Here is a 15,965-nt window from a genome sequence, read left to right on the forward strand (position 1 = left end):
GGACTCGATGTCGCGGCCACTGGCTGCTCAGCGGCGCGCGCCCCCGCCGCCACCAGCACCACCACCACCGCCGGAACCGCCAGCGCCCCCGCCGACCTTGGAGCCGCCACCGACCTTGGAACCGCCGCTCGCGCCACCGGAACCGCCCGCGCCGCCCGCACCTCCGGAACGGCCGGAACCGCCGGGCTTGGAGTCGGATCTGGAGCTGCCGCCCGAGCCGCCGGAAGACACACCGCCGGAGGAGATTCCGCCGGAGCGGCCCGAGGAGGAGGTGCCGCTGGAGGATGCGCCTCCACTCGAGGAGGCGCCGCCGCCCGCGGAGGTACCGCCGCCCGACGACGTGCCGCCGCGGGAAGACGCACCGCCACCGGAAGCACCGCCGGACGAAGCACCGCTACTCGATGACGTTCCGCCACCGGACGACGCACCGCCACTGGAAGACGCTCCGCCACTGGAAGACGCACCGCCACCGGAAGACGCTCCACCACCCGAAGCACCATCACCCGACGCACCGCCCGATGACGCTCCACCCCCGGAAGACGCTCCGCCACTCGAAGAGTCACCGCCGGACGAAGCTCCTCCTCCGCCAGTGGACGCACCGCCGCCCGAAGCACCACCGGACGCACCGCCGTCCGAACCACCGCCGGACGCACCACCCGACGAGGCGCCACCGGAGCTACCGTCAGCACCGCCTGTGCCGTCCGACGCTCCCCCGGTGCCGCCCCCGGCCGCACCATCGTCGCCGCCGGAAGTTCCTCCCGAAGACGCCCCACCCGTGCCGCCGGAAGTGTCCCCGCCCGGCGACGAATTCCCGTCCGTTCCACCGGAGCCGGACCCGTCCGTCGGCGTATCGGTCCCACCGGGCGATGTCGAGCCCCCGGTGGTCGGCCCGCCCGATCCGGGCGTGGACGGTGTGCCCGAGCCGGGCTGAGTGTTGCCCGGGGCCGAGGGATCCACCGGCGTCGAAGGGTTCGGAGCGGGCGGATTCGGGGCCGGATTGGTGTTGGGTTCCGACGGCAGACCGACGCCAGGAAGCGACGGGTTCAGCCGCTCCCACGACGGGAGGCTCACCCGCGGCACGCGCTTGGTGAAGGGCAGTGGGTTGCTGAACTGGGCGGGGTTGGCGTACTGGGTCCCCGCGCCCCCGCAGCAGGTTCTGGAATCGTTGTGCGATCCGCCGCGCGACTCGTCGATCGACGGTCCGATCGGCGCGCTGTACCCGACCGCAGAGACGAACCGGCCGTAACCGCCGCCGGAGAAGGCGTAGGAGGCGTACTGTGCCGCGGGCGCCGGGAGGCCCTGCCGCACCGCCTGGTCGAAGGCGGTGTCGCCGTTGGGTTCGTAGAGCAGCGCGTCGCCGGGTAGCGGCGCGGCGGCCGGGAAGCGATCGAGCACCGGAAGCAGACCGGTGTCGCCGGAGCCGCCGAAGACGGTGGCCGCCGACATGGCGAGCGCCGAAGCCACGGCGGCGCTGGAGAATACGGCCACGCGTGGGGCGGGCCGTTCCCCCGTGCTCGCCGGGGCGAAGGTGCGGGCCGCGAACCGCGCGGCCCCGACGGCGATCATCTGACCCGGATCGGCCGACCGCACCACCGGACAGCCGAGTTCGGCCAGGGTCCCGGCTACTTCGGCGGGACGGGACGCGCCGCCGACCACCAGGACGCGTCCGATGTCGGAGAGGCTGCGGCCGGTGGAGCGCAGGCACGCGCGCACCACCTCGAAGGAATCCCTGATGTGTTCGGCGCGCAGGCCGTCGACGTCGACGATGGAGGTCATCGACACCGTGGTGGCGGGCACGCCGGTGCGGGCGTACCGGGCGATCATGTCGCCGAGCGGGCGACCACCGAAATCGTAGGAGCGCTGCGGTTTTCCGACGATGGGATGGTTGTCCCAGTCCGGCCCCACGCGCACGACGGACACGTCGAGGCTGGTGCCGCCGAGGTCGTAGACGAGGACGAAGCCGGTCTCCAGCGGACCCTGCTCGTATTCGAGCCATTCGGCCGCGGCCACCGGCTCGGGTATCAGCATGACGTGTCGGGCGCCGTTGAGATCGAGCGCCTGGCGTAGTAGAGCGAGCTGTTTGTCGGTGTAGATCGCCGGATAGGTGGCCACCACGCCCGCGCTCGGCTCGGCCGCCTCCAGCAGTCCGGTCACCACCGCGGCGACGAGGTTCGCCGGGGAGAAGATCCTGCCGCCGACGACCAAGGGTTCCGGGTCGCGCGCCAGGTCGGCGAAATCGGTGATGGCCGAGCTGAACTGGGGAATGCCGCCGATTCGGGCGCCGCCCGCGTCGTCGAACGTGAGTGCCGTGCGCCTGGTGCGCACCGTGGGTCGAATCAGACCTTCGGTCACGGAAGCCGCTATGGAGTTCACTGAACCGATGCTGAAACCCAGACATGTAGTCATTCGCTATCCCGTCAACGCACCGTGACCACGTCCAGCACACAGTCGAGCCGTGTGGCCGCGGTCGTCTTCCAAACAGCCCCCACAGGTTAGCTGCTGAGGGAACTATCCGGATGCCGAATTGATATGGAACGTTTGGGTTTAGGCAACAATGACTCGAATGCCCAGGTAGATCGGGCCTTCGGACAACGATTCAGCCCCCTCGACACGCCGGGGAACGCCTGCGCGACACCCGATTCCGCTACCGCACAGCGACTTCGTGTCGCTACCGGAAACTAGCCGAAACGGACCATCGGGGCGCGACAGGCATATCGGTCGGCACACACCGACTGGTCGGTAACCAATACTTAGCCAGAGTCATCAACTTCACGCAGCGCGGCATCCCGCCCGAATAGATGACACATCAAACGTCACGTCCGTTTACCGCCAGAGATGCCGTCGCACCCTCGGTTGACTGACTACGGCGGCAACGTCCGCCACAGCGAAAAGGCGAGAACGGGAAGGAAAGTGGGCACAGATGTCGACACGGTTCGCGGAGCAGGTCGCGGTGATCACGGGCGCCAGCTCGGGTGTAGGCAAAGCGGTGGCACTGCGGCTGGCCGCCGAGGGCGCCGCGGTGGTGCTCGGCGCGCGCGGCAAGGACGCCGGTGAGCGAGTCGCCGAGGAGATCCGCGGGGCGGGCGGCCAAGCGCTGTTCGTCCCGACCGACGTCACGGTGGAGGCCGACGTCGCCAGGCTGACCGAAGCGGCCGTCGGCGAATACGGCCGTTTGGACGTGGCGTTCAACAACGCGGGGGCGGTGCGGGCGTTCGGTCCGGTGGCCGAGATCGACGAGACCGGCTGGCGCGCGGATCTGGAACTCAACCTCACGGCCGTGTTCTACGGCCTGCGCCACCAGATTCCGGCGCTCGTCGCCTCGGGCGGCGGCGCGATCCTGAACAACGCGTCGAACCTGGGCGTGGTCGGCATGGCGTCGGTGGCGCCGTACGTGGCCGCCAAGCACGGCGTCGTCGGGCTGACCAAGGCCGTCGCGTTGGAGTCGGCCGAACAGGGCGTTCGGGTGAACGCGCTGGTATCCGGCGCGGTCGACACCCCAGCGTTTCGACAGTCGATGGGCGCCACACCCGAAGGCGAGGCGACCATCGCGGCATTGCACCCGCTCGGCCGGATCGCCACACCGGACGAGATCGCCTCGTTCTGCGCCTATCTGCTGAGCAGGGAGGCGAGCTTCGTCACCGGCGCGGCCCTCGCGATCGACGGCGGCTTCACCGCACGCTGAACGCCGAACGCCGAACGCCGAACGCCACGACGATACACATCGCATTGTCGTGGCGTTCGACGGAAATCGGCTCTGTCCTGATCGGCGCTGCTGGACGTAGACCGCCCTCAGCCAGCGCATTGCCGCAGCGGCAAAGGTACGACGCACCTCATCGCGCGACCGAGCCCGCGGGCCGTCAGACCCGGGCGAGCAGCCTGCGCAATGGCTTCGGCTGCGCGACCACGTTGCCGCCCGCGACGACCTCGGGCCTGCGGCCGCGCACCAACCGATCGAAATCGTCGGCGCTGCCCGCGGGTTCGGGCAGGCGACCGGCGTTGTAGTCGTCGGCAAGCTGCCGCACGGTCTCCTGCGCGCAGGACTTGTTGGTGCCGATGAAGCCGGTGGGACCGCGCTTGATCCAGCCGGTGACGTAGGCGCCGGATAGCACCGCGCCACCCGCTTCGCCGAGCACCCGGCCGTTCTCGTTCGGGATCACACCCGCCCGCTCGTCGAAGGGCAGCCCGGGCAACGGCACGCCGCGGTAGCCGACCGAGGTGAGCACGAGCCCGGCCTCGATCCGCTCGGTCTCGCCGGTGGCGACGGCCGTGGTGTGTCCGTCGGCCTCGGTGACGAGCTCGTTGCGGCCGATCTCCAGACCGGTCACCCGTTCGTCGCCGAGCACTGCGGCGGGCGCGGCCAAGTAGCGGAACACGATTCGCTTGCGGTCGCCGAACGGGCGATTGGCGACACTGTGCAGCAGCCGCAGCTTCTGCTCGATCTTGTACGGCAGGTCCGCAGTGATCTCCGGCAGCTCGCCCTCGACCGCGATGTCCACATCGGAGCCGAGCAGACCCACGAATTCGGGGACGGTGAAAGCGGATTCGGCCGGACCGCGGCGGCCGAGCACGACCACCTCTTCGATCTTGCTCTCGCGCAATGCCCGCAGCGCGTGCGGCGCGATGTCGGTGCCGACCAGAGTCTCCGGGTCGCTGGCCAGGATGCGGGCCACGTCCAGCGCCACGTTGCCGTTGCCGACGATCACCGCGCGCTTCTGCGACAGATCGAACCGGGCGTCGGCGTGATCGGGATGACCGTTGTACCAGGCGACGAAGTCGGTGGCCGAGACATTGCCGGGCAGGCCCTCACCGGGGATGCCGAGCTTGCGGTCCGAGGACGCGCCGACGGCGTAGATCACCGCGTGGAAGTGGCCGAGCAGCTCCTCGTGCGTCACGTGCGAGCCGACTTCGACATTCAGGTACGAACCGAAGCCGGGCTGCGCCGAGATCACGTCGAACAGCCTGCTGACCTGCCTGGTCTTGGCGTGGTCCGGCGCGACGCCGTGCCGGGCCAGACCGTAGGGCACGGGCAGCCGGTCGAACACGGTGACGGACACGTTCGGCTGGGTCAGCAGTTCGTCCGCGGCGTACATCGCCGACGGGCCCGAACCGATGATCGCCACCCGAAGCGGCGCGCGCTCCGCGCGAATCTCCGCGGCGGGCACCGGCCGGGCCAGCAACGGGCGCGGCCGGGTCTGCCGGTAGAAGTCGGCGTTGATCTCGATGAAGGGCTTCTGCTCCTCGGTCAGCTTCTTCGACGAGGTGATGGCGTCGACGGGGCAGGCCGTGGCGCACGCGCCGCAGTCCACGCAGGCCTTCGGATCGACGTACAGCATCTCCGCCGTGCGGAAGTCCGGCTCGTCGGGCGTGGGATGGATGCAGTTGACCGGGCAGGCGTACACGCAAGACGCGTCGCTGCAACAAGATTGGGTGACGACGTAGGGCATGGTGGACCGCCGCTCAGCTCGCGTGCACGACGCGCAGCGGCTCCGAGCGGTAGCGGCTCATCGGGCCGTCGATGCCGAGCAGCTTCCACACCCGCTTGGAGATCGGGTTGATCAGGCCGAGGTCCTTGGCCAGCGCCCGCACGTCCACGAAGTAGTCGGCGAAGACCTGCTTGGCCTCCTTGGAACCGTAGAACAGCTCCTTGCGGACCTTCTCCGGGATGTCGAACTCCTTGAAGAACGTCTTCGGCGGGGTCGCGATGGAACGGCCGAGGATCCACATGATGACCGGCATCGCGAGGGAGAGCACGAACCGGTTGAGCTTGCCCTGCTCAGGCACGTGGTTCTTGAGGAACTCGTGCGCGAAGGAGATGTGGCGCGCCTCCTCGGCGACGTGGATGGCCATCACACCGAGCATGATCGGGTGGACCTCTTCGCCGGAGCGCAGGATCTCCTTCTGGATGTGGTCGATCGGCTCCTCGCCGGCGAGTACGGCCATGAAGAACAGGTTCGGCATCTTCGCGGCGACCGGCGCGGCGAGGTACTTGAACATGCTCACCAGCGGGCCCATGCCGGGCACGTCGATGCCGATCCGGTTCACCATCTCCTGGAACATCAGGGTGTGGTTGTGCTCCTCGATCATCTCGTGGGAGCAGTAGCGGAACTCGGGCGAGCCGTTGGGCAGGCCGAAGTTGTGAATGACCATGCCGCTGATCAGGATCGACTCGAACTGGAGACCGACCTTGGCGACGTTGGCCTGGCGGTATTTGCCGAGCGCGATCTGCTGATCCTTCGGCAGGGCCAGGTACCAGGGGTGGCGGCCGAGCGGGTCGGCCGAGTGCGGCAGGATCCAGCGCTCTTCGCCCGCGTCGGCGGCATAGTCGGGGTTGTCCCAGTCGATGTCCTCGAACGGGTCGAAGTGCTTGTTCACCGAGCCCTCGGACAGCAGCAGCAGCTTCGCGGCGTATTTCTGCGCCTGCTCGAGATCGGGATCGATAGCGTGCTTCTCGGCTGTCGACATCGTCGTCACTGCCTTCCTCGGGGGACGTATTACCTGTACCCCATAGTTACACCTACGACGAGTGACGTCAACTCACGATGTCGCTCCGCGCACATGAAACGGCGGCGGCCGGGTGATTTACCCGACCGCCGCCGTTGTGACCAGGGTCAGAGCAGTCCGAACGGTGCCAACCCCGCGACCGCGCCGTCTGCGGGCAGCGCGAAAGCGAGCACGGCACCGCCCGCGGACAACGCCGCGGCCGACGCCACCCTGGTCGGCTTGCGCCGCGAGCGCAGCAGGCCCTTGGCCCTGCGGGGCGCGCCCGCATCCTCGGCGGACGCCGCCGTCTGCCGCGCGAGCAGCGCCGCGCCGTCCGCGATCGTGCGTTCCGGATCGGGCGCGACCACCACCGGTCGCGCCAATTCCGCGGCGAGCACGCCGGCGACCTCCGGCGGCCGGGCCGCGCCGCCCGCCACCAGCACGCAGTCGACGTCGGCCATGGTGACGTCGGCCGTGCTCAGGCAGCGGTAGACCAGCTCGAGCGACGCGCGTGCGTGCTCGGCGCGCGACTGGTCGGCGAGACCGGTTCCCGCCACCGAGGATTCGCCGCTCCCCCGCGCCGCGAGCAGCGCGCCGAACGCGCGCCCCCCGAACTCCGCGGAACGCAACGGCACTCCGACGATCGGATCGCGCGGCCTGCCCGCGCCGACCCGGACCAGCGCGACATCCAGACTCGCGCCGCCGAGGTCGTAGACCAGGGCGAGGCCGGGCATCAGCGGACCGTGCGCCGCCTCCAGCCAAGCCGCCGCGGCGACCGGCTCGGCGACAAGCGCGACGTGATGCAGTCCGATCGCGTCCAGCGCGCCGCGTAGCTCGGCAAGCACCTCGGCCCCGTAGGCCGCCGGGTGGGTCAGCACTACCTCCGCACCGACCGCCTTCCGGTCGTTCATCGCCTCGGTGATGAGGCAGTCGGTGACCACCGCGACGAGATCCGCGGGCGCGAGCGTGCGGTGCCCGACCCTGGCCGTCGTGCCGTCGCGCAGGCCGAGATCGGCGAATTCGGTGATGGCGCGGCCGTGCCGGGGAATCAGGCCGACGCGCGCCGAGCCGCTGCTGTCGAAGGTCAAGGTGGTGCGCCGGGCGACGGAGGGCGTCGGGCGCGGGTGCCGTCGGTGTCCGAGCAGACCCGGCGGCGCTTTGGCCGATGCCGTGTCCGCCAGCGCGGTCACCGAATTGACCGTGCCGATGCTCAAACCAAGACCAACTGCCATCGCGATTCACCCGATCGACGAGCCGATGTGCTTCGAACACCGACCACGCAACCACCCCGCGACCGCCGTGCCAACCACCGGACAGCCGGTTGTCCGCACCCCGCCGCTTGCCGCGTGCTAGCCGCCGTCCGGGTCCCGATGGCATCCGACCTGCCCGATCTGCCCTGAGACACGCACGTAGTACGGAATACATCCGGGCGTGTCCCGAACCGCCGATCGCCGGTCGACATTTGCCGGGCGACAGGCGATTCGGCAGAACCGCGATCAACTCACCGCGCGCTACAGCTGATCCAGCAATGCCCTAGCAGCCCGCGGTAACCGTCCGAACCGCCTCGAACCCGTTCTCGCACAGCGTGTCCCACGCCGATACCCGTCACGGCGTATCCGCGACTCACCGGTGCGCCCGTGCCGGACAAGGAGTCGCCGCTACCGCCCACACCATCCGCACGCTTCGCGCACCGCACAACCTGGCGACGCGCGCGGAAGGTTGCGAAAACCCGGCCCCGCGCGGGGATCAGCTTTCGGGCAGCTCCGGGATCCGAGTGGCGCGGGCATAAACCGTCTCACCCTCGGACAGCCGCAGCGCTTCGGCGTCACCGCGCGTGACCTGCGCGGCGAAGTGATCGCCGGTGGCCGCGTTGCGCAGCTCCACCCGCACCTCGAAGCCGAGGTGCACCACCCGCTCGACGGTCGCGCGGGTGACGCCCACCGATTCCGCGGTGCCCTCGTGCGCGGCGAGCGCCATGCTCGAGTCGCGGCCGACGCGAATGTCGTGCGGGCGCACCAGATGTCCGTTCAGCCGGGCGACATCGCCGAGGAAGGACATGACGAACTCGTTGGACGGCCGGTCGTAGACGTCCTCGGGGGTGCCGATCTGCTCGATGCGCCCCTTGTTCATCACCGCGATGCGGTCGGCGACGTCGAGCGCCTCCTCCTGGTCGTGGGTCACCAGCACGGTGGTCACGTGGACCTCCTCGTGCAGGCGGCGCAGCCAGGTGCGCAGATCGGCGCGAACCTTGGCGTCCAGCGCGCCGAACGGCTCGTCGAGCAGCAGCACCTGCGGGTCCACCGCGAGCGCGCGGGCAAGCGCCATGCGCTGGCGCTGGCCGCCGGAGAGCTGCGCAGGATAGCGGTGCTGGAAGCCGTCCAAACCGACGATGCCGAGCAGCTCGTCGACCCGCTTCGCGATCTCGGCCTTGGGGCGCTTGCGGATCTTCAGGCCGAAGGCCACGTTGTCGCGCACGGTCATGTGCTTGAACGCGGCGTAGTGCTGGAAGACGAAGCCGATGTCGCGCTTCTGCGGCGCCACGTTGGTCACGTCCTTGCCAGCGATCGTGACGATGCCGGCGTCCAACGACTCCAGCCCGGCGATGGAGCGCAGCAGCGTCGACTTGCCGGAACCGGACGGACCGAGCAGCGCGGTCAGCTCGCCGGACGGGATGTCGATGGTGACGTCGTCCAGCGCGGCGAAGCTGCCGTAGTTCTTTCGGGCGTTGGTCACGGTGATCATTTGGCGTCCCGCTTGCGTTCGAGGAGGGTCATGAGCAGAAGAACGACGAGGGCCATGCCCATCAGCAGCGTCGCGGCGCAGTAGGCGCCGAAGCTGTTGTGGTCGTTGATGTAGCGGCCGTGCACCAGCAGCGTCAGGGTCAGCGACTGGCCGGGCAACGCCGAGGACACCATGATGACCGCGCCGAACTCGCCGAGCGCACGCGCGACGGTCAGCACGACGCCATAGGTCAGGCCCCACCGGATCGCGGGCAGTGTGATCCGCCAGAACGTCTGCCACCGTGACGCGCCGAGAGTGGCCGCGGCCTGCTCCTGGTCGTCGCCGATCTCGTGCAGCACCGGTTCGACTTCGCGCACCACGAACGGCAGCGTCACGAAGATGGTGGCGATCACCATGCCGGGCAGGTTGAAGATGACCTTCAGGCCCAGGTCCTCGATACCGCCGAGCCAGCCGCCCGCGCCCCAGAACAGGATCAGCGCGACACCGACGACGACCGGCGACACCGCGAACGGCAGGTCGACGATGCCCTGCACCAGATTGCGGCCGGGGAATCGGCCGCGCACCAGCGCGATGGCGGTGACCACACCGAAGACCACGTTCACCGGCACCACGATCGCCACGATGAGCAGCGACAGCTGGAAGGCCGAGATGGCGGCGGGCGTGGTGATCGAATCGAGGAACGCGCCGATGCCGTTCTCGAAGGTGCGCCACAGAATGATGATCAGCGGAAGCAGCAGCAGGACGAACAGGTAGCCCAGTGCCACCGTCCGCAACGAGATGCGGGTCAGGGCGGACGGTTTCATCGGCTCGCCTGCTCCTTACGCGCGCTGCGGTCCGCGAGCAGACGCAGCACGAGCAGCGTCACGAACGAGATCGCCAGCAGCGCCACCGATACGGCCGCGGCGTTCACCGGCCGGTCGATCTCGATCTGCTTCTGGATGTACTGCGAGGCCATCTCGGTCTCGCGCGGGATCGCGCCGCCGATCAGGACGACCGAGCCGTACTCGCCGATGGCGCGGGCGAAGGCCAGGCCGCCGCCGCTGATGATGGCGGGCGTCAACGTCGGAAGCACGATCCGGCGAAACGTCGTCCAGTTGTCCGCGCCCAGCGAGAGCGCGGCCTGCTCGACCTCGCGGTCGGCCTCCATCAGCACCGGCTGCACCGAGCGCACCACGAACGGCAACGTGACGAACGCCAGCGCCACCACCAGACCGGGCTGAGTCGCGTTGAGGTGGATGTCGATCGGGCTCTGCGGGCCGTACAGCGACAACAGCACGATGCTGGCGACGATGGTCGGCAGCGCGAACGGCAGGTCGATCAGCGCGTTGACGATGCCCTTGCCGGGGAAGTCGTCGCGTACCAGCACCCAGGCGATGAGGGTGCCCATCACCACGTTGATCAGCGCGACGACCACCGAGACGAAGACGGTGATGCGTAGCGAGTCGAGCGCGGCGGGCGCGGTGACCGCGTCCCAGAAGCCGGACCAGCCTTCCTCGAAGGAGGTCACGGTCAGCGCGGCCAGCGGCAGCAGCACGATGATGCTGAGCCACAGCACCGTGGTCGCGATGCCGAGCGGCCCGACCGAGCCGCTCACCCGCAGCCACGACCACGGCGAGCGCCTGGGACGTGCCGGTTCTTTGGTTACGCCTGGACCGGGGGCGGCCTCGGTCCCGGCGGTACTGCTGTCAGTCACAATCGTCCAGTATCCCGTGTGCTGTGGGTCACCCAGCTACTTGGTGGCGTTGTCGTAGATGACCGCGACCTTGCCGGTGTCGGGGGCGAACAGTTCCTTGTCCACGGTCTTCCAGCCGCCGAGGTCGTCGATCGTCCACAGCTTCTGCGGGGTCGGGAAGTCCTTGGCGAACTCACTGGCGACCGCGGGGTCGACCGGGCGGAAACCGGCCTCGGCCCAGGCGCGCTGACCGGCGGGGGTGAACAGGAAGTCGCGGAAGGCGATGGCCTTCTCCGGGTTCTTGCTGGTCTTCAGCACCGCGACCGGGTTCTCGATCTTGAACGTGGTCGGCGGGATGACGTGCTCGATCGGGTCGCCCTTGCGCTCGGAGAAGAGGGCCTCGTTCTCGTAGCTCAGCAGCACGTCACCGGTGCCCTGCAGGAAGGTCTCGGTGGCTTCCCGGCCCGACTTGGGCTGCACCTTGATGTGCTCGGGGGAAACCAGCTGGCTCAGATAGTCCAGACCGGCCTGCGGGTTCTTGCCGCCGTCGGACTTGGCCGCATAGGGCGCGAGCAGGTTCCACTTGGCGGAGCCGGAGCTGAACGGGTTGGGGGTGACCACCTCGACGCCCGGCTTCAGCAGGTCGTCCCAGTCCTTGATGCCCTTCGGGTTGCCGGGGCGCACCACGATCGCGACCACGGAGCCGAACGGAATTCCCTTGTTGGCGTCGGCATTCCAGTTGGCGTCGACCAGACCCGCGTCGACGAGACGGGTGATGTCGGGCTCCACCGAGAAGTTCACGACGTCGGCCTCGGCGCCGTCCTTGACCTTGCGCGACTGGTCGCCCGAGGCGCCGTAGGACGGCTGGATCTGCACGCCCTTGCCCGCCTCGGTCTTGTTGAACTCGGGCACGACCTTGTCGAATCCGGGCTTGGGGACGGCGTAGGCGTACAGGTTCAGGGTGCCGCCGCTGCCGTCGGCCCCACCCCCGCCCACGGTGTCGCTGGCTCCGCCGCCGCAGGCGGTGAGCACGACCGCCGCTACCACGGTCAGCGCGGCGGCGGCATAGCGTCGGCGCGAGGAGAGCCAAGTGTTGCGAGACATCGGGGTGGGACCTTTCCTGCGGACCACCACACGGATCGAAAAGAACCGCGGGGGCTGAGATTTCGTGTCGATCGTGGTAGACCTGCCGCCGATGAACGCGGCAGTGGCGCGACTACCGGCCGGAAACGGCCGACGGGAGGGTCGGGGACGTCTGCGAAAAATTGCACGCCAGTCTACGGGGCAGGGACGCGCGGACGTGCCCGGTCACCGATCAACGACAGAGAATGTCCGCGACCGCGAGATTGCCGACAGCGATCAACGCCAATTCATGGCGGACCTGCGGGACGGCACTCGAAGACACGGGCAGACTGTAGCAGAGCTCAGCGCACGAGTTCGAATCGTAGAATTCCTGAACAGAGGGGGGTTTCATCCCATGACGATCAGTCCGGATCGGGTCCGCACGCGGCTGCCCGGCATCAGCACCCGCGCGTGGGAACATCCCGCCGACCGCACCGCCCTGGTGGCGCTGCGCTCGCTCGCGGGATTCGACACCGTCTTGCGGACCCTGTCCGGTTTGCTCCAAGAACGCCAGCACCGGTTGCTCTACCTGGCTACCGCGGTGCGGGTCGACGAGCGCCAGTTCCGCACGCTGCACGACCTGCGCGCGGACTGCGTGGAGATCCTGGACGCGCGCACCACGCCGGAGATGTTCGTGCTGCAGAGCCCGCACGTGAACGCCTTCACGATCGGCATGGACCGGCCGTTCATCGTGTTGACCACCGCGCTCATCGACCTCATGGACACCGAGGAGCTGCGCTTCGTGGTCGGCCACGAACTCGGGCACGCGCTGTCCGGGCACGCGGTGTACCGCACCATGCTCATGCACCTGCTGCGCCTCACCGCCAGCGTCGGCTGGATGCCGGTCGGCGGCTGGGCGCTGCGCGCCATCGTGGCCGCGCTGATGGAATGGAGCCGCAAGTCGGAGCTGTCCGGCGATCGAGCGGGACTGCTGTGCGGTCAGGACGTCGAGGCGTCGGTGCGAGTGCACATGAAGACCGCGGGCGGCGCGTGGGTGCGGGAGATGAACCACGGCGCGTTCCTGGCCCAGGCCGACGACTACGAGCGTTCCGGCGACCTGCGCGACGGCGTGCTCAAGCTGCTGAACCTGGAACTCCAGTCGCATCCGTTCTCGGTGCTGCGCGCCGCCGAACTGCGCCGCTGGATCCAGAGCGGCGAGTACAACCGCGTGCTGGCGGGCGACTACCCGCGCCGCGAGCACGACAAGAACGCCAGCATCGGCGCGGAGATCAAGGAGGCGGCGCGCACCTACCGGCAGAACTTCGACCAGTCCGAGGATGCGCTCGTCCGCACGGTGCGCAACCTCGGCCGCGATGTGGGCGCGGCGGTCGGCACGGTCGGGCAAGAGGTCGGCGAGACGGTGTCCAAGATCGGCAAGCGGCTGGCCGACTGGCGCAACGGCGACGGGCAGAACTGAGCGCCGGGGCCTTTCGCACGCCTCGCAGATCTGGACGACAAAGCCGGACGTAGTCCGCGCATGCGGTACACCCGGACGGTCTGCGAGGTGTCGAAAGACCTCGGAAGTGTCAGCGGGTGAAGAACCAGGCGACGACGACGAGCACGAGCAGGGCGAGCAGGGCCAGTTGGACCCGGGAGCGCGGCATCAACGCGCTCCGCTCTGCACGGGCCTGCGGTCGACGACCGGCTCCTCGACCAGGACCGGGGCGGGCTCGGCGAGCACCGCGGCGTCGGCGACCCGGTTGTCGCGCCCGAGCGCCTGAAGCGCGGCGCGCAGCGCGCGATCGAGCAGGTACGCGATGGCGAAGCTCACCGGGACCATGCCGACGAGGACCACGAGGAACTGCGGGATGAACGGCAATCCCGCGACCCACAGCTCGAAACCGTCCCACCAACCTGCAACGCGATGCACGAATACCAGCCTACTGGCCCGAGCCGGGCAACCGACCGGCGCATTCGGTGGACGGCGGGCGGGGATGGCACACATCATGGGGTATGGCGTCAACGGATGATCTGACCGTCGAAGAGCCCGACGATCTGCCTGTGCTCAGCGCGCTCACCCAGTCCAGGCATCGCGGCGCCCATCCGCCCATCGATGACTACGCCTTCCTCTCCGACTGCGAGACCAACTGCCTGGTCGCGAGCAACGGCGCGGTCGAGTGGATGTGCGTGCCGCGCCCCGACTCCCCCAGCGTCTTCGGCGCGATGCTGGATCGCAGCGCCGGGCACTTCCGGATCGGCCCGTACGGCGTGAACGTGCCCGCCGCGCGCCGCTACCTGCCGGGCGGCATGATCCTGGAGACCACCTGGCAGACCGACACCGGCTGGCTCATCGTGCGCGACGCGCTGGTGCTCGGGCCGTGGCACAACAACGTGCAGCGCAGCAAGACGCACCGCCGCACTCCGATGGACTGGGACGCCGAGCACATGCTGCTGCGCACGGTGAAGTGCGTGAACGGCACGGTCGAGCTGGAGATGAGCTGCGAACCGTCCTTCGACTACCACCGCGCCACCGCGCGCTGGGAGTACACCGGCAAGGTCTACGAAGAAGCCACCGCGGTCCGGGGCGTCGATTCCAGCGCCGGCCCCAACCTAGTGCTCACCACCGATCTGCGCCTCGGTCTGGAGGGACGCGAGGCGCGGGCCCGCACCAGAATGCGCGAGGGCGACCAGATCTACGTCGCGCTCACCTGGGCGGAGCTGCCCGCCCCCAAGACATTCGAAGAAGCGGCCGAGAAGATGTGGATGACCACCGAGTGCTGGCGGCAGTGGATCACGCTCGGAAAATTCCCGGATCATCCGTGGCGCAACTACTTACAGCGCAGCGCGTTGACGCTCAAGGGCCTGACCTACGCCCCGACCGGCGCGCTGATGGCGGCGGCCACCACCTCGTTGCCGGAAACCCCGGGCGGCGAACGCAATTGGGACTACCGCTTCAGCTGGGTCCGCGACTCCAGCTTCGCGCTGTGGGGCCTGTACACGCTCGGGCTCGACCGCGAGGCCGACGACTTCTTCTGCTTCCTCAACGACGCGACGACCGGTTCGAACGGCGAACCCGTTCCGCTGCAAGTGCTCTACGGCATCGGCGGGGAACGCGAGCTCGTCGAGAGCGAACTGGCCCACCTGAAGGGCTACGAGGGCGCCCAGCCCGTGCGCATCGGCAACGGCGCGTACAACCAGAACCAGCACGACATCTGGGGCACCATGCTGGACGCGGTGTACTTGCACGTGAAGTCGCGCCAGCAGGTGCCCGAGACGCTGTGGCCGCTGCTCGAGCGGCAGGTGAACGCCGCGATCGCGCACTGGCGCGAGCCGGACCGCGGCATCTGGGAGGTGCGCGGCGAACCGCAGCACTTCACCTCCTCGAAGGTGATGTGCTGGGTGGCGCTGGACCGCGGCGGCAAACTCGCCGAGCTGCACGGCCAGTTCGAGCGCGCCAACGAGTGGTACACGATCGCCGAGGAGATCCGGGACGACGTGCTCGCCAACGGCGTGACCAGCGACGGCGTCTTCACCCAGACCTACGGCGGGGACACGCTGGACGCCTCGCTGCTGCTCGTGGTGCTGACCCGTTTCCTGCCGCCCGACGACCACCGCGTGCGCGCCACGGTGCTGGCCATCGCCGACCACCTCACCGAGAACGGCTTGGTGCTGCGCTATCGCACCGAGACCACCGACGACGGTCTCAGCGGCGAGGAGGGCACCTTCACCATCTGCTCGTTCTGGCTGGTCTCCGCGCTGGTCGAGATCGGAGAACTACAGCGGGCCAGGCACCTGTGCGAGCGCCTGCTCGGCTTCGCCAGTCCGCTGCGGCTCTACGCCGAGGAGATCGACCCGCGCAGCGGACGGCACCTGGGCAACTACCCGCAGGCATTCACCCACCTGGCGCTGATCAACGCGGTCACCCACGTGATCAGGGCCGAGGACCAGCGCGCGGCCGGGCAGTTCCAGCCCGCGCACTCCCCGCCGATCAGTCCCGTGTAGGCGGACC

Annotated in this window: 13 protein-coding genes; 3 read left to right on the plus strand and 10 right to left on the minus strand. The window is 69.1% G+C overall.

Annotated elements, in window-relative coordinates:
- Positions 1 to 27 precede the first annotated feature (27 nt).
- Positions 28 to 2,352, minus strand: a complete 2,325-nt coding sequence (locus T333_RS16970) for an Hsp70 family protein (RefSeq protein ID WP_496425049.1) — start codon at positions 2,350 to 2,352, stop codon at positions 28 to 30.
- Positions 2,353 to 2,920: 568 nt separating this feature from the next.
- Between T333_RS16970 and T333_RS16975 the strand changes: the two genes are divergently transcribed.
- Entirely contained in the window at positions 2,921 to 3,682 is a 762-nt protein-coding gene (locus T333_RS16975; RefSeq protein WP_496425050.1) for an SDR family NAD(P)-dependent oxidoreductase, read from the plus strand.
- 175 nt (positions 3,683 to 3,857) lie between these two features.
- Here the strand turns inward: T333_RS16975 and T333_RS16980 are convergent, their stop codons facing one another.
- The 8 genes from T333_RS16980 to T333_RS17015 form a co-directional block, all read right to left on the minus strand.
- Complete coding sequence (locus tag T333_RS16980) at positions 3,858 to 5,444, minus strand: FAD-dependent oxidoreductase (RefSeq protein ID WP_496425051.1); 1,587 nt, start codon at positions 5,442 to 5,444, stop codon at positions 3,858 to 3,860.
- Positions 5,445 to 5,457: 13 nt separating this feature from the next.
- Entirely contained in the window at positions 5,458 to 6,471 is a 1,014-nt protein-coding gene (locus T333_RS16985; RefSeq protein WP_496425052.1) for an AurF N-oxygenase family protein, read from the minus strand.
- 137 nt (positions 6,472 to 6,608) lie between these two features.
- Positions 6,609 to 7,712: an Hsp70 family protein gene (locus T333_RS16990; RefSeq protein WP_496425053.1), complete on the minus strand. Its 1,104-nt coding sequence runs from the start codon at positions 7,710 to 7,712 to the stop codon at positions 6,609 to 6,611.
- 514 nt (positions 7,713 to 8,226) lie between these two features.
- On the minus strand, positions 8,227 to 9,222 hold the full coding sequence (locus T333_RS16995; RefSeq protein WP_496425054.1) for a sulfate/molybdate ABC transporter ATP-binding protein: 996 nt from the start codon (positions 9,220 to 9,222) through the stop codon (positions 8,227 to 8,229).
- The gene (cysW, locus tag T333_RS17000) at positions 9,219 to 10,025 is read right to left on the minus strand and encodes a sulfate ABC transporter permease subunit CysW (protein WP_355000781.1); all 807 of its coding nucleotides are present in this window, start codon (positions 10,023 to 10,025) and stop codon (positions 9,219 to 9,221) included. The genes T333_RS16995 and cysW overlap by 4 nt, the downstream gene beginning before the upstream one ends.
- Positions 10,022 to 10,915 carry a sulfate ABC transporter permease subunit CysT gene (cysT, locus tag T333_RS17005; protein ID WP_496425055.1) on the minus strand — a complete coding sequence of 298 codons (894 nt, stop codon included), beginning with the start codon at positions 10,913 to 10,915 and terminating at the stop codon, positions 10,022 to 10,024. Before cysT ends, cysW begins: the two co-directional genes overlap by 4 nt.
- Before the next feature lie 36 nt (positions 10,916 to 10,951).
- Positions 10,952 to 11,998 carry a sulfate ABC transporter substrate-binding protein gene (locus tag T333_RS17010; protein ID WP_496425056.1) on the minus strand — a complete coding sequence of 349 codons (1,047 nt, stop codon included), beginning with the start codon at positions 11,996 to 11,998 and terminating at the stop codon, positions 10,952 to 10,954.
- A 211-nt stretch (positions 11,999 to 12,209) separates the two neighbouring features.
- Positions 12,210 to 12,299 carry an Ms4533A family Cys-rich leader peptide gene (locus tag T333_RS17015; protein WP_309546086.1) on the minus strand — a complete coding sequence of 30 codons (90 nt, stop codon included), beginning with the start codon at positions 12,297 to 12,299 and terminating at the stop codon, positions 12,210 to 12,212.
- Positions 12,300 to 12,371: 72 nt separating this feature from the next.
- Here T333_RS17015 and T333_RS17020 point away from each other — a divergent pair, with 72 nt between their 5' ends.
- Complete coding sequence (locus tag T333_RS17020) at positions 12,372 to 13,433, plus strand: M48 family metallopeptidase (RefSeq protein WP_496425057.1); 1,062 nt, start codon at positions 12,372 to 12,374, stop codon at positions 13,431 to 13,433.
- 186 nt (positions 13,434 to 13,619) lie between these two features.
- Here the strand turns inward: T333_RS17020 and T333_RS17025 are convergent, their stop codons facing one another.
- Positions 13,620 to 13,886 carry a hypothetical protein gene (locus T333_RS17025; RefSeq protein ID WP_496425058.1) on the minus strand — a complete coding sequence of 89 codons (267 nt, stop codon included), beginning with the start codon at positions 13,884 to 13,886 and terminating at the stop codon, positions 13,620 to 13,622.
- 83 nt (positions 13,887 to 13,969) lie between these two features.
- Here T333_RS17025 and T333_RS17030 point away from each other — a divergent pair, with 83 nt between their 5' ends.
- Positions 13,970 to 15,958: a glycoside hydrolase family 15 protein gene (locus T333_RS17030; protein WP_355000785.1), complete on the plus strand. Its 1,989-nt coding sequence runs from the start codon at positions 13,970 to 13,972 to the stop codon at positions 15,956 to 15,958.
- The last annotated feature ends 7 nt before the right edge of the window (positions 15,959 to 15,965 follow it).

Source organism: Nocardia sp. CNS-044 (genome assembly GCF_059570515.1).